General features: G+C 36.7%; 16 protein-coding genes, 19 tRNA genes and 1 pseudogene. 35 read left to right on the forward strand and 1 reads right to left on the reverse strand.

From position 1 onward, the window contains the following. The first annotated feature begins 58 nt into the window (after positions 1-58). The 34 genes and pseudogenes from FD16_RS11715 to FD16_RS11875 all read left to right on the forward strand — a co-directional run bounded on the left by FD16_RS11715 (position 59) and on the right by FD16_RS11875 (position 12,158). Positions 59-131, forward strand: a tRNA-Val gene (locus FD16_RS11715). 2 nt (positions 132-133) lie between these two features. Next, positions 134-206 (forward strand) — tRNA-Lys (locus FD16_RS11720). Positions 207-240: 34 nt separating this feature from the next. Then, a tRNA-Thr gene (locus FD16_RS11725) sits at positions 241-313 on the forward strand. An 8-nt stretch (positions 314-321) separates the two neighbouring features. Next, a tRNA-Gly gene (locus tag FD16_RS11730) sits at positions 322-393 on the forward strand. A 19-nt stretch (positions 394-412) separates the two neighbouring features. Then, positions 413-498: transfer RNA gene (locus FD16_RS11735), tRNA-Leu, on the forward strand. A gap of 7 nt (positions 499-505) precedes the next feature. Next, positions 506-579 (forward strand) — tRNA-Arg (locus tag FD16_RS11740). A gap of 8 nt (positions 580-587) precedes the next feature. Then, positions 588-661: transfer RNA gene (locus FD16_RS11745), tRNA-Pro, on the forward strand. 59 nt (positions 662-720) lie between these two features. Further along, a tRNA-Met gene (locus tag FD16_RS11750) sits at positions 721-794 on the forward strand. A gap of 23 nt (positions 795-817) precedes the next feature. After that, positions 818-891, forward strand: a tRNA-Ile gene (locus FD16_RS11755). A 30-nt stretch (positions 892-921) separates the two neighbouring features. Then, positions 922-1,011 (forward strand) — tRNA-Ser (locus FD16_RS11760). 9 nt (positions 1,012-1,020) lie between these two features. Continuing rightward, positions 1,021-1,094: transfer RNA gene (locus FD16_RS11765), tRNA-Met, on the forward strand. A gap of 2 nt (positions 1,095-1,096) precedes the next feature. After that, positions 1,097-1,170 (forward strand) — tRNA-Asp (locus FD16_RS11770). A 4-nt stretch (positions 1,171-1,174) separates the two neighbouring features. Then, positions 1,175-1,247, forward strand: a tRNA-Phe gene (locus FD16_RS11775). A 21-nt stretch (positions 1,248-1,268) separates the two neighbouring features. After that, positions 1,269-1,339: transfer RNA gene (locus tag FD16_RS11780), tRNA-Gly, on the forward strand. Positions 1,340-1,344: 5 nt separating this feature from the next. Further along, positions 1,345-1,419, forward strand: a tRNA-Ile gene (locus FD16_RS11785). 2 nt (positions 1,420-1,421) lie between these two features. Continuing rightward, positions 1,422-1,509: transfer RNA gene (locus FD16_RS11790), tRNA-Ser, on the forward strand. Between the two features lie 6 nt (positions 1,510-1,515). Next, a tRNA-Glu gene (locus tag FD16_RS11795) sits at positions 1,516-1,587 on the forward strand. A 46-nt stretch (positions 1,588-1,633) separates the two neighbouring features. Then, positions 1,634-1,707, forward strand: a tRNA-Met gene (locus FD16_RS11800). Positions 1,708-1,709: 2 nt separating this feature from the next. After that, positions 1,710-1,783: transfer RNA gene (locus FD16_RS11805), tRNA-Asp, on the forward strand. A 105-nt stretch (positions 1,784-1,888) separates the two neighbouring features. Beyond that, positions 1,889-2,884: a competence type IV pilus ATPase ComGA gene (comGA, locus tag FD16_RS11810; protein ID WP_010623305.1), complete on the forward strand. Its 996-nt coding sequence runs from the start codon at positions 1,889-1,891 to the stop codon at positions 2,882-2,884. Next, positions 2,829-3,875, forward strand: a complete 1,047-nt coding sequence (gene comGB / locus FD16_RS11815; protein WP_235778189.1) for a competence type IV pilus assembly protein ComGB — start codon at positions 2,829-2,831, stop codon at positions 3,873-3,875. Before comGA ends, comGB begins: the two co-directional genes overlap by 56 nt. Positions 3,876-3,877: 2 nt before the next feature. Further along, complete coding sequence (gene comGC, locus FD16_RS11820) at positions 3,878-4,207, forward strand: competence type IV pilus major pilin ComGC (RefSeq protein WP_010623307.1); 330 nt, start codon at positions 3,878-3,880, stop codon at positions 4,205-4,207. Then, positions 4,204-4,275 (forward strand): annotated as a pseudogene (locus tag FD16_RS13380) (prepilin-type N-terminal cleavage/methylation domain-containing protein); the annotation flags it as partial. The gene comGC and the pseudogene FD16_RS13380, both read left to right, overlap by 4 nt. Before the next feature lie 15 nt (positions 4,276-4,290). Further along, the gene (locus FD16_RS11825) at positions 4,291-4,647 is read left to right on the forward strand and encodes a hypothetical protein (RefSeq protein WP_235778187.1); all 357 of its coding nucleotides are present in this window, start codon (positions 4,291-4,293) and stop codon (positions 4,645-4,647) included. A gap of 10 nt (positions 4,648-4,657) precedes the next feature. Next, positions 4,658-4,921, forward strand: coding sequence for a hypothetical protein (locus FD16_RS11830; RefSeq protein WP_056938564.1), 264 nt, complete (start codon positions 4,658-4,660; stop codon positions 4,919-4,921). Next, a complete protein-coding gene (locus FD16_RS11835; RefSeq protein WP_010623310.1) occupies positions 4,918-5,364 on the forward strand; it encodes a ComGF family competence protein in 447 nt (148 codons plus the stop codon). Before FD16_RS11830 ends, FD16_RS11835 begins: the two co-directional genes overlap by 4 nt. Beyond that, on the forward strand, positions 5,361-5,639 hold the full coding sequence (locus tag FD16_RS11840) for a hypothetical protein (protein WP_010623311.1): 279 nt from the start codon (positions 5,361-5,363) through the stop codon (positions 5,637-5,639). Before FD16_RS11835 ends, FD16_RS11840 begins: the two co-directional genes overlap by 4 nt. 70 nt (positions 5,640-5,709) lie before the next feature. Next, the gene (locus tag FD16_RS11845) at positions 5,710-6,720 is read left to right on the forward strand and encodes an N-6 DNA methylase (protein ID WP_076625641.1); all 1,011 of its coding nucleotides are present in this window, start codon (positions 5,710-5,712) and stop codon (positions 6,718-6,720) included. Between the two features lie 15 nt (positions 6,721-6,735). Next, on the forward strand, positions 6,736-7,920 hold the full coding sequence (locus tag FD16_RS11850) for an acetate/propionate family kinase (RefSeq protein ID WP_010623313.1): 1,185 nt from the start codon (positions 6,736-6,738) through the stop codon (positions 7,918-7,920). An 83-nt stretch (positions 7,921-8,003) separates the two neighbouring features. After that, complete coding sequence (locus FD16_RS11855) at positions 8,004-8,612, forward strand: metallophosphoesterase family protein (RefSeq protein ID WP_010623314.1); 609 nt, start codon at positions 8,004-8,006, stop codon at positions 8,610-8,612. Positions 8,613-8,669: 57 nt separating this feature from the next. Further along, positions 8,670-10,064, forward strand: coding sequence for a bifunctional metallophosphatase/5'-nucleotidase (locus FD16_RS11860; RefSeq protein ID WP_010623315.1), 1,395 nt, complete (start codon positions 8,670-8,672; stop codon positions 10,062-10,064). A gap of 1 nt (position 10,065) precedes the next feature. Continuing rightward, positions 10,066-10,737, forward strand: a complete 672-nt coding sequence (locus FD16_RS11865; protein ID WP_010623316.1) for a YutD family protein — start codon at positions 10,066-10,068, stop codon at positions 10,735-10,737. A 13-nt stretch (positions 10,738-10,750) separates the two neighbouring features. Then, positions 10,751-11,530, forward strand: a complete 780-nt coding sequence (locus FD16_RS11870; RefSeq protein ID WP_010623317.1) for a TIGR01457 family HAD-type hydrolase — start codon at positions 10,751-10,753, stop codon at positions 11,528-11,530. Beyond that, positions 11,505-12,158, forward strand: coding sequence for a TIGR01906 family membrane protein (locus tag FD16_RS11875; RefSeq protein ID WP_010623318.1), 654 nt, complete (start codon positions 11,505-11,507; stop codon positions 12,156-12,158). Before FD16_RS11870 ends, FD16_RS11875 begins: the two co-directional genes overlap by 26 nt. Here the strand turns inward: FD16_RS11875 and FD16_RS11880 are convergent. Then, a complete protein-coding gene (locus FD16_RS11880; protein ID WP_010623319.1) occupies positions 12,142-12,792 on the reverse strand; it encodes a VTT domain-containing protein in 651 nt (216 codons plus the stop codon). The two genes, FD16_RS11875 and FD16_RS11880, sit on opposite strands and share 17 nt — an antisense overlap. A 197-nt stretch (positions 12,793-12,989) precedes the next feature. On the opposite strand from FD16_RS11880, the gene FD16_RS11885 reads away from it, so the two are divergent. After that, the gene (locus FD16_RS11885) at positions 12,990-13,358 is read left to right on the forward strand and encodes a Rossmann-fold NAD(P)-binding domain-containing protein (RefSeq protein ID WP_156403258.1); all 369 of its coding nucleotides are present in this window, start codon (positions 12,990-12,992) and stop codon (positions 13,356-13,358) included. Positions 13,359-13,519: the final 161 nt, after the last annotated feature.

Here is a 13,519-nt window from a genome sequence, read left to right on the forward strand (position 1 = left end):
CGCCGAGAGTAGTTGGGGGATCGCTCCCTGCGAGGGTAGGACGTTGCCATGCGAAAATGGAGGATTAGCTCAGTTGGGAGAGCGTCTGCCTTACAAGCAGAGGGTCACAGGTTCGAGCCCTGTATCCTCCATTGAGCCGTTAGCTCAGTTGGTAGAGCATCTGACTTTTAATCAGAGGGTCGACAGTTCGAGACTGTCACGGCTCATTGTCGATTAACACAATTGACAGGCATTGAAAATGCCGACTTAGCTCAGTTGGCAGAGCATCTGTCTTGTAAACAGGGGGTCGGAGGTTCGAATCCTCTAGTCGGCATCAAACATGCGGAAGTAGTTCAGTGGTAGAACATCACCTTGCCATGGTGGGGGTCGCGGGTTCGAATCCCGTCTTCCGCTTTGCCAATTCAAAAATTATGCCGGGGTGGCGGAATTGGCAGACGCACAGGACTTAAAATCCTGCGGTCAGTGATGACCGTACCGGTTCGATCCCGGTCCTCGGCATTAACATGCACCCATAGCGCAATTGGATAGAGTGTCTGACTACGAATCAGAAGGTTGTAGGTTCGACTCCTACTGGGTGCATTGAATAACGGGAAGTAGCTCAGCTTGGTAGAGCACCTGGTTTGGGACCAGGGGGTCGCAGGTTCGAATCCTGTCTTCCCGATAGGTAATCAGTTAGCCAATTGATTATTTAGTTCAACGAACAACGAAGTTGTTCAGATTCGCGGTGTAGCTCAGCTGGCTAGAGCGTCCGGTTCATACCCGGGAGGTCGAGGGTTCGATCCCCCCCGCCGCGATAGGCCGGAAATGTGCAAAAGCTGGACCTTTAGCTCAGTTGGTTAGAGCAGACGGCTCATAACCGTCCGGTCGTAGGTTCGAGTCCTACAAGGTCCATTGAGAGATGGACAGGTGTATGTGAATAATGGAGGATTACCCAAGTCTGGCTGAAGGGAACGGTCTTGAAAACCGTCAGGTGGGTCAAACCACGCGAGAGTTCGAATCTCTCATCCTCCTTTTTATTATCGCGGGATGGAGCAGTCTGGTAGCTCGTCGGGCTCATAACCCGAAGGTCGTAGGTTCAAATCCTGCTCCCGCAATTGGTTCGTTGGTCTAGCTGGTTAGGACGCCTGCCTGTCACGCAGGAGATCACGAGTTCGAGTCTCGTACGAACCGTTATGGCTCGGTAGCTCAGTTGGTAGAGCAACGGATTGAAGCTCCGTGTGTCGGCGGTTCGATTCCGTCCCGCGCCATTGGAGAGAAAGCAAGACCATGCGGGTGTAGTTCAGTGGTAAAACCACAGCCTTCCAAGCTGTTGTCGCGAGTTCGATTCTCGTCACCCGCTTTAATGGGCCTATAGCTCAGCTGGTTTAGAGCGCACGCCTGATAAGCGTGAGGTCGATGGTTCGAGTCCATTTAGGCCCATTGGAGAAGTACTCAAGTGGCTGAAGAGGCGCCCCTGCTAAGGGTGTAGGTCGCGTAAGCGGCGCGAGAGTTCGAATCTCTCCTTCTCCGTAGAATGACCCGTTGGTCAAGTGGTTAAGACACCGCCCTTTCACGGCGGTAACATGGGTTCAAATCCCGTACGGGTCATCAAGACATGCACGAAAGTGCATGATCGAGGAAAGTCAAAAATTATCGCGGGATGGAGCAGTCTGGTAGCTCGTCGGGCTCATAACCCGAAGGTCGTAGGTTCAAATCCTGCTCCCGCAATTGGTTCGTTGGTCTAGCTGGTTAGGACGCCTGCCTGTCACGCAGGAGATCACGAGTTCGAGTCTCGTACGAACCGTAAAAGGGCAAGCAAAGAAAGGGATCGTGTTATCACGATCCCTTTCTTGTATATTCATGTAATGGTAAATGTTTTTAATCTCGTACTTTATACATAGAAGGAGGGATGAATATTAAAAGTAAAGAGCTAATGCATATACTAAATGAATGCATCAATGAGCGCGTTGCTGACATGTATATACTGCCTAACGGTCGAAATTACAAAATTATTTTTCATTCTGATGTTACTATAATGCCAATTAAAAAATTGAGCATCGATGATGGTGTACAATTTATTGCCTATCTGAAATACCAAGCTAATATGGCAGTCAGTGAACATAGACGTCCACAAGTTGGATCATTGAAAAAGAAATTTAAAAATATTGATGTTAATTTGAGATTATCATCAGTCGGAGATTTCAGAGGGATGGAGTCGTTAGTTATTCGTTTTATTTACCAGTTAAATGGTTTAAACAATCATGAATTGATTGACGATCAATTTGGCAAATTGAAAAAGATTGTTGCATCAAGAGGTTTAGTATTATTTTCTGGACCAATGGGATCAGGAAAAACAACAACAATGTATAAACTTGCAAAGGAGGCCATGAAAGATCAAGTAGTAATGACAATTGAGGATCCTGTCGAAATTGAAGAAGACCAGTTTATTCAATTACAAGTAAACGATCAAGCAAACATGTCTTACGATAATTTATTGAAAGTTGGCCTTAGACATCGACCAGAGGCATTTATTATTGGTGAAATTAGAGACCCACAAACAGCAAAAATGGCCGTACGAGCTGCGTTAAGTGGTCATCTAGTTTTATCAACTGTCCATGCTCAAAACGTTTTTGGAACGATTACTAGAATGGAACAACTAGGAATTGAACGTCATTACTTGTCTCAGGTATTAACGTCTGTTTGCTATCAACGTTTAATACCAACAGTTTCAGAAGGCTCAGCTGTGCTTTATGACATGCTTTACAAGGATAAACTTGAATTTGCCATTAATAACTCAGATGTGAGATCAAATAAAATGACCGCAGATTGGAGAATTGGCCTTGAGAAATGTGTTGAACAACATAAAATTACAACTCACACGGCAAAAAAATATTTATTGGGATAAATTTCATTTAAAGGATCAAGCAAAATGGTTTACATTACTGGCGGATTTACTTGATGTTGGTTTTTCTTTGAAGCAATCCATTTCATATGCTAGTACTTTAATGCCAAAACATAAAAAAATTTTCAACATTATTAATAATAAAATGGAGTCAGGCGAACTGTTTGCAAAGAGCTTAAAAGATTTTGTAGGGAGAGATACATTTTACCAGTTGTTAATTGCCGAAAAACATGGAGACTTAAAAGAATCTATCAACCAAATTGGAGAATTTTTAAGAATTAATGTTAGACAAAAACAAAAGCTGAAGGCGCTACTACAGTATCCTATGATGTTGTTCGCTTTATTAGGATTTTTAATGATTGGTTTGAAACTATTTGTGTTTCCAGAATTATCCGAATGGCAAAATGAACAGAGCGTAAATACTGGTAAGTTGCCTTACTTATCAGTGATTGGTTGGTCATTTTTAATAATGGCTGTTTTAATCGCGATGTACGTGGTTTATAAGTGGTCAAAATCTTCTACCATGAATAAAGTGTCGTTAATGTGTCACTTACCGATACTTGGGAAAACATATAAGTTGTATTTTGGTTATTACTTAATTGCTAATTTTTCCCTACTTTTAAAAAATGGAATGGGTATTAAAGAAATATGTAATTTATTTGATGAGTACGAACAAAGCTCTTTACTTCATCAATTAGGTTCTGAATTAAATCAAATATTGGAACACGGAGAAAATCCAACCAGCTTAATTAAACGTTATCCTTACTTGCCAGAAGAATTAATTGTCTTTACTAATAAGGGAGAAACAGTAGAAAATTTAGGCAAACAGTTGTCAGTATTTAGTAAGATACTGTTCAGTCGTTTATTAAAATCAATTGAACATTTACTAACCATGGTGCAGCCAATTCTATTCGGGTTTGTTGCTATGCTTATTATTGCAGTTTACCTAATGATCATGTTACCAATCTACCAATCAATGAAAGGGATTTATTAACAATGAAAAAAATATTAAATAAGAGTTTATTGCGTAAAGTAAAAGGATTTACTTTAATTGAAATGTCAATTGTACTTTTCATCATTAGTCTTCTTGTACTAATTATTCTGCCTAATTTGGCATCACAGAGAAAACACGCCACTGGGGTACATAAAGACGCAATGGTATCGGTTGTCCAAACGCAGATAGATTTATACGAAAACGAAAACGGCAGTGATGCTATTAGTTTTGAAACTTTAGAAAAGGGTGACTATTTAACCAAGTCTCAAGTAAGCAAAGCACAAAACGAAGATATTGAGATTGTTGGTGATAAAGCAATTCAGAAAAAATGATTAGGCATTCTGGATTTACGCTAATTGAGTCGATAATTGTTCTATCGATTGTGACATTGGTTTTTTCATTTGGATCAGTTTCAATGAAACGAACTGCCCAGATTAACGCAGAGAGACATTTTTGGCAGGAAATGAAACAAAATTGGCAAGCAAGTCAATCGAGAGCACAGTGCGGTATTGGTGCGACTTCGATTGACTATCAACCTACAGACAACTCAATACTATTTAAATGGAGCGAGTACAGGAGAGTAAAGAAGACCTACCATGAAAGAATAAAAATTCCTAGTACCATTAAGGTTATTTCATTTAAAAAATTAGTTATGATGCCTAATGGGTATGTTCAGGCTGGTACGCAAAAATTTTATTCAAGTACGTATCATAAACAATACAAAATGAAGGTACAATTTGCCTGGGGTGGCTTTTATGTCGCGGACAACTAAAGGATTCATAATGGCAGACAGTATTGTTGTGTTAACATTATTATCGGTATGTGTGACATGGTTTTTCATTTCAGAATATCAGTTAATTTCTGAAATGCGTCACGCAAAAGAAGAGATTAAGATTGCTAGAATTGCCAAAGAAGCCACGGATGAATACGAATTAAAACATTCCGATATAAATATTATTCGAGAAAATTATAGGGTAAATGTTAATAAACACGGTGTTAGAGTCATGAGTGGATCTAAACTTAAGCTGGTGATTAATAAAAAATGAAACAAAGGTTTGGTTTTACGTTAGTGGAATGCGCCTTAGCATTAATGGTTACTTCGATGGCTGTACTTTTGATTAATTTTACAATTGTTAATTTTAATTCTGTTGAAAAAATTAATTATAATGATGATATTCAATGGTATATTTTTATGCGTGAACTTGAATCAAATGAACATAAATTTGAACTAAAAGACTGTACAAGTACGAAATTAATTATGATTAGCCAAGTGACACACAAACTGTACCGTCTTGAATGTAAAGATGGTCACCTATATTTAACAACGGATGATGGTGGATATTTACCTTTAATGGAACATGTCAATTCATATACACTAAAAAAGGCTAATGAATCACAAGTAAGCATTACTGTTAAAATGCATAATAATATTGAAAGATCGGGATTTGTTAAGTTGATTTCAACAGCTGAGGTAATTTCAAAGAAATGAAAAAAAGATCGGGATATATATTGATAAATGTTTTGATTGTCATCGGTCTGATAACAAGTGCTCAAATTCTTTTATATAAGCGTTTTAGTGATCAACGTTCAACGTACGTGCGTTTGCAAAAAGAACTGCTTTGCAAGTCAATGATAAATTTGACTAACAAAGAATTTAAAGGGTCACAAAAATTTAGTATTGGGACTTTTAATAATGATGACACAGGAAAAGTGGTTTTGAACGATGGTTATGAATATATAAGTAACCCTAAACCTGCTCCTTGAATTTGACATCCAAAATCTGTAAACTGGTGTGGTAGTCTAAGTTTTTTATAATGATTGGAGTGAAAGAAAGCTGACACAAGAAATTACTGAAAAATTATTTAAGCAAATTGATTCTTCCGTGGTTTTACTACAGGAAGCACTTTCTACTTCTTATTTGGATGCTTTGATAGAAAGTACTGATAATATTGTAACAGGTGAAATTCAAGTTGAAGGTGGAAAGCCAGATAGGCAAATTGTTGATAAGCTGACGGATATTTATGGTGACTTGAATTTAAAGGACATAGATTCTGAAACTGTTAGAAATGTTATTCAGTTATGTATGTTAAAAGCAGAGAAACAAGACGCCATTCAGCCAAATCACCAAATGACCCCAGATACAATCGGATTATTAATGGCCAATTTGTTGCAAAAAATAGGTGTAAAAAATGAACCATACTCTATTTTTGACTTGGGTGTTGGTAGTGGTAATTTACTTACAACGGTTATCAATTATTTAAACAAAACTACTGGAAAGTCCGCCAAGGGTTATGGGATTGATAATGATGACTCGATGCTTGCAATTGCAAGCAATAGTGTTGCTTTACAACGACTTGATGTTGATCTTTATCATCAAGATGCCATTGATTCTTTAGATCTTCCGCAATGTGATTTTGTTGTTTCAGATTTACCAGTTGGTTATTACCCAATTGATTCAAATACAACAAATTATGAAACTAGAGCTGAAAAAGGTCATTCATATGTTCATCATTTGATGATTGAGCAGGCAATGAACTATTTAAAGCCCGCTGGGTTTGGTGTATTCTTAGTACCAAGTGATTTGTTTAAGACGGAAGAATCAAAACAATTTATTGAATGGATTCAACGTCAGGCTCATTTACAAGGTTTTATTAATTTACCTAGTGAATTATTCAAAACTAAACAAGCGCAAAAATCTATTTTGGTTTTACAAAGACGTGGTTCAGGCAGTCATCAGGCTGCTAAGGTCCTATTAGGACAGTTTCCATCTTTTAGCAACCAAAAAGAATTTGCTGGCTTTATGGCAGAGATTGATAATTGGGTAAAAACAAATTTGGATGTTTAAAGGAGATATTATAGTATGTCAAAGACTATTGCCATTAATGCGGGGAGTTCAACCCTTAAGTTTAAATTATTTGAAATGCCCAGTGAGAAGGTCATCGCTGAAGGTGTCATTGAGAGAATTGGGTTAAAGGATTCCTTTGTTAGCATTAAGTATGATGGTAAGAAGCTTAAAGATACAATTCAAGCCACAGATCACGAAGTGGCTATTAATTATTTGCTTGATCAATTGATCAAACTTAATATCATAAAAGATTTCAAAGAAATTACTGGCGTTGGACATCGAATCGTAGCTGGTGGTGAATTCTTTAAGGATTCCGTAATAATTGACGATGATGTTATGGAAAAAATTGATGAACTAGCAGATTATGCTCCACTTCATAATCCAGCCAACTTGATTGGTATTAAAGCATTTAAGAAGATTTTACCGGATATTACATCTGTAGCTGTTTTTGACACCTCGTTCCACACAACAATGCCTGAAGAAAATTATCTTTACAGTATTCCATATGAATGGTATGAAAAGTATGGTGCTCGTAAGTATGGTGCACACGGTACCAGTCATCGATATGTTTCTGCTCGTGCGGCAGAAATGCTTGGAAAAGATTTAAAAGATCTTAAAATGATTACTTTGCACCTTGGGGCTGGTGCTTCAATTACAGCCATTAAGGATGGTAAATCATTTGATACATCGATGGGATTCACCCCATTAGCCGGTATTACTATGGCTACTCGTTCTGGGGATGTTGATCCTTCTTTAATTGCATGGCTTGAAGGTAAGTTAAATATATCTTCAGATGAAATGATTGATACTTTAAATCATAAGTCTGGTTTAACTGGTCTTTCAGGTGTATCAGCCGATATGCGTGACCTTGAAAAGGTTATGGATACCAATCATCGTGCTAAACTTGCTCGTGACATCTGGATCAACCGTGTAATTCGTTACATTGGTCAATATGTTGCTGAAATGGACGGCTTAGATGTTTTGGTGTTCACTGCTGGTGTTGGTGAAAACGATATTGAAATTCGCCAAAGCATAGCTGATGGATTGTCCTTCTTCGGAGTTGGAATTGATAGTGATAAAAACCAAATCCGTGGTGAAGAACGTGATTTAACTGCAGATGGTGCTACAGTTAAGACACTATTGGTCCCAACTGACGAAGAATTAATGATTGCTCGCGACGTTGAACGCTTAAAAAAATAGTTAATTGAGCTATAATGAAAGAATCAGGTAATGTACCTGATTCTTTTTTATTATTAAATAATCGAATTAGGGGAGTTTATCCAATGCGTTTTGTTACCGCAGATACTCATTTTTTTCATAAAGATCTTTTAGGAATAAGTGATTTTGCACCACGTCCATTTTTAACAGTTGAGGATATGAATCAGTGTATAATTGACAGCTGGAATGACCGAGTTAAGCCAAGCGATACTGTGTACCATTTGGGAGACATTGCTCTTTATTTTACAAAACCGGCACAGAAATCCAATTTAGCTGTATTGGAAGTATTAAATAAACTAAATGGTAATTTAGTACTGGTTAAGGGTAATCACGATAATCGTGATTTATTTAAATTCCTAGATAAAAACAATTATTTATTAAATGGTAAACCTAAGTTTGAGTTTCACGATGTTGGGGTTCTGATTAAATATGATCATCGCCAATATTATATGACTCACTATCCAATGATGCTGGGTATCGCCCCAAAGATTATTAATTTACATGGGCATATACATCATTATGCGGTTTCTGCAAAAGAAAATATTAATGTCGGTATTGATACTCCAGAAACCGACTATTTAGATTACAAACTTCCGTTTGGAACACCATTTTCAATGCAAGATATTGAGCAAATGGTTGATCGTAAAGCAATTGATTTTGCGAAGAGAAGATAATTTTGAACATTATTAAACTTTGAAATATCAATTGTATTTATCAGTGGAGGAATGAGAATGGTTGAAAAAATAACAATTTTGCATACGAATGATATGCACTCTCATTTTGAAAATTGGCCTAAAATACGTCGATACTTGCTTTCCCAAAAAGAAGCTTTAACTGATGAAAATACTAGTGTTCTTACATTTGATATTGGGGATGCAATGGATCGGGTCCATCCATTATCAGAGGCAACCGATGGAAAAGCTAATGTGCAAATGTTAAATGAAATTCATTATGACGGAGTTACAATCGGCAACAATGAAGGTTTGGGCAATACTAAAAGCCAGTTGAATGATTTATATCAACAGGCTAATTTTGACGTTATATTAGGTAATCTTTTAGATCAAACTAATCGGCAAATACCTTCTTTTGCAGAAGAATACAAAATCATCACAACGAAACAAGGGACTAGGGTGGCCGTTCTTGGACTAACTGCTCCATTTGTTTTGACGTATCCATTGGAAGGATGGCATCCCATTAGTGTGTTTAAAGCTATCCCATATTTACTGAAAAAAATCGAGGGACAGTACGATGTGTTAATATTGTTATCGCATTTAGGCCTCTCAGTTGATGAACAAATTGCAACTAGGTATTCTGAGTTTGATGTCATTATTGGTAGCCATACTCACCATTTGTTGGAACATGGTAAGCGGGTGAAGGGAAGTCTACTTGCAGCAGCGGGAAAGTATGGCCAGTACATTGGTAAAATTGATCTAGAGTTATCAAAGCACAATGTTATTACATCACAGGCGCGTGTTACAATGACTAAGCAATTACCTGAAAATGCTGGGGATCATGAGGAAATTAGTGGTTATTTGGAACAAGGAGAATCTTTGTTAAAAAAACAGAAAATTGCTAAGATTCCAAATGATCTTTCCGTGGATTTTGAAAATAATACTCATCTTGTACATGTTGGATTAAAGGCTATTCAAGAAGCAGCCGGCACCAAAGCATCATTACTAAATACCGGGTTATTTTTAACGGGTATTAATGCGGGTATTGTTGACAGAAATCAAATGCACGAAATGTTACCTCATGCTATGCATGTTATGAAAGTTACATTATCTGGCGAGAACTTAATTAGGCTAGTTAGAGAAGTGGAAAAAAATCGTAATTTTTTGAGACGGTTTCCATTAAAAGGAATGGGCTTTCGTGGTAAAATATTTGGAGAAATTTTTTATGATGGCATAGAGTATGATCCTGTCAATCAACAGGTTTTTTTTGATGGAAAGCCAGTTGACGTTTTTAAGCGTTATTCAATTGCTAGTTTGGATCACTATCTATTTATTCCTTTTTTTCCAACGATAGAAATTGCTGGAGATAATGAGTTAATGTACAATAGGTTTTTCAGAGATGTTGTGTCGGACTACTTGTCCAAACATTATCCGATCGATAGTAAGGAGGGATGATTTGAATAAACAAAAGATTCAAGATTTAATTGATTTACGGCAGGAACAGCGTGCCGACATTTATAAAATTGAGCGAGAAAGTGAAGATGCCTTTAAGATTAATGGGCATCCATATCGAGTTTTAATTGATTATAAAAATGCATTTGATATTGATAAATTGGCAGATAGATATAGTACTATTCTCAGTAAATATGATTACATTGTCGGTGACTGGGGATTTGATCAATTACGTCTGAAAGGCTTTTATTCAGAGGGAAATCATCAAACACAAATTTTACAATCTGAAGATGATATTCAGGACTATCTATATGAGTATTGCAATTTTGGCTGTGCATATTTTATTATCCAAAATTTGGATGTTCAGGTACCTAGTGAACATCAAAAAAGAAGACATTCAAAAAATACATCACATAATTCACACGAAAAAAGCGATAAAAATGTTAACGGCCATGATAAGCGCAAAACCAATTCTCAAAATAAAAATCATCGTTCAGCGCGGAGCAACACGGCCCATAAACATGCCAATAACAATGCTAAACATGGTTCAACTCCGCAAATTAGAGAAAGACGACGCAAAGTGAGTCAGCCTTCAGTAGGTAAGCGTCATGATCAAGAAGCTGTTCGTGTTGATGAAAATAAAAAGCAACAAAGATTTGTTATTCGACACAAGTAATTAAGGAGAATGTATGCAATACCAAGGATATTTTATTGATTTAGACGGGACGACTTATAAAGGATCAGATCAGATACCGGCAGCCGCAAGGTTCGTAAAGCGATTGCAAGAGCATAATTTGAAAGTCATGTTTGTGACAAACAACAGTACACGATCTCCTGAGTTTGTTGCAAACAATTTAAAGACCAATCATAATATTAATGTTACGGGTGAGAACATATATACGACAGCTTTAGCAACTGCGGATTATCTTGATCATATTGCAACAAAATCATCTAGAAAAGTGTATGCAATTGGGGAGAGTGGTTTAAAAACAGCACTAGTTAATAAAGGCTTTACTTTTTATGATCAGAATCCTGATTATGTCGTTGTTGGATTAGACTCTGATGTCACTTATCATAAATTTGAAGTTGCAGTTTTAGCAATTAGAAATGGTGCGACGTTTATTGGTACGAACGCAGATAGCAATTTGCCAAATGAGAGAGGCATGGTCCCTGGTGCTGGTTCGTTAGTAAAGCTCGTAGAATATGCTACACAAACTAAGCCAATCATGATTGGTAAGCCCGAAACAATCATTATGGAAATGGCTCTTGAAAAAAGTAACCTGAACAAAGAAGATGTTGTGATGGTTGGTGACAACTATAAAACGGACATTAGTGCTGGAATAAATGTTGGTATGGATACACTACTTGTGTATACAGGATTATCTACTAAGAAAGATATAGCAAAACAAAAAATAAAGCCAACTTATCAGGTGGATACTTTAGATGAATGGAATTTTGATCAACATTAAAAATAATATAATAGCAATGCTTTTATGGTGCAGTTTGATACTGTTCGTTATTAGCATTGCTATTTTTATTACCTTAAATTTTTCGTGGATTATGTTTGCCTTGAGTCACACAAGCATTAGCGGAACAACACATGCTAACCGTGTTCGTGATTATGGTAGATTAATTTTGTATTTACAGTGGCCGTTTGATAAAAATTTAGTTTTTAAATACATACCAATGTCTGCTTCTGGAACCCACCATTTTGAAGATGTAAAATCTTTGTTTGATATTAATGAGGTCGCCATAATTTTGTTTGGAATGGTGTCTATTCCTTGGCTATGGGGTAAAAAAAAGAAGCAGCAGTTGTGGCAACTGATGCTTCCAATCAAGGGTTGGAGTATATTCTTCCCGACAGTTAGCACACTATTAGTTGTAAATTTTAACAATTTGTTCATCAAGTTTCATGAAATTGTTTTTAGCAACCAAGATTGGGCTTTTGATCCTCGTACTGATCCAATAATTAATGTGTTAACTGAGAACTTTTTTATTGTTTGTGTGTTGGTGTTTCTTGTGTTAGTTGAAATTGAACTTGGAATTTTATATTTTTGTGGTTATTGGCAGTTAAAAAATTCTATTCGGCATCAGTAACGCTGAACTTTGAACGGATGAATCCTACTACAGCTGGAATAAGCGTCACAACGATTATCCCTAGGATGATTGCTGAGAAGTGAGCTTGCACGAATGGTAAATTTCCAAAGAAGTAGCCGCAAAGAGTACACAATAGAACCCATGAGATACAGCCAATTAAACTGAATTTAATAAATCTCTTGTATGGGAATCCTGACCCAGCGGATACGAACGGAGCAAAGGTTCTGATGATTGGCATGTATCGAGCTAGGATGATGGCAGGTGCACCATGCTTTTCAAAAAAAAGTTCTGATCGAGCAAGGCTTTTTTTATCGATAAGCCTGCCGAAAAGAGAATGATCAGACAAACTCTTACCAATTTTATGTCCAATAAGGAAATTAAGTGAATCTCCAGCAATGCAAGCAACTAGAAACATCCCGATGAATATGCCAATACTAAGGTGATAATTAGCATTGGCAGCTAGAGCACTTGCTGCAAATAAAAGCGAGTCACCGGGCAAAAATGGTACTACTACTAACCCGGTTTCAATAAACACAATTGCAAAAAGAATCAAATATGACCAATTTCCAAAGGTGTTAACAATTGAAACAATGTGGGTATCAATGTGTAGAATGAAATCTATTAAGGCTGACAATAAGAAATCTCCTTTTTATGTTGGTGCGACGTTTAGGGCTACTTTACTTAATTTATAACGAAAGTAAGTATATCATGTTTTTTTAAGTAATTATAAGAAAAGAAAGAATTTCAGAATTATTTAATATACTGGACTTACATATGCGTGGTTGAGTATAATTAGTGAAGTTTATGAATTTAGTGACTTAGTTAGGAGAGATGAATTTGACAAAGGTTGCAAGTACTATCGTTATTAGTAATGAAAAAAAGACTAATTTCTTGGTTGACGGTGATAAACCATATCATTTTCTTTCAGTTGATATTTCTAATGATATGACAGCATTGGCGACAACATTGGCATATTATCGAGAACAAATTGGCATTGATGTTGAATGTTTAAGACTTGAAGAACTTTCCATTACTTTAGATAGTGAGAAGCAAACGTTATTTGTTTTTTCTATTCACGATTTTGAAGACAAGGTAGTAGAGAAATGTAATGAGTTTGAATCATTGAGCTTTGTTGACGTTAGTGAGTTACATCACTTGTTTGAAACTGTTGAAATGGATACAGCACCTTTTTTTGAATAATATTCAATTTTTTTCTTGACCGGTCTCTGATTTATTGGTATGATATTTGTTGTTGTCGAGGAGATAAACGCTTGATACGCTTATCGATTTGGTGGTGTATTTATATACTATTTACATCATGAACAATCAAGGTAGACCTTTGAAAACTGAACAAAGTTTCG

Source organism: Paucilactobacillus suebicus DSM 5007 = KCTC 3549 (genome assembly GCF_001434475.1).
Classification (GTDB): domain Bacteria; phylum Bacillota; class Bacilli; order Lactobacillales; family Lactobacillaceae; genus Paucilactobacillus; species Paucilactobacillus suebicus.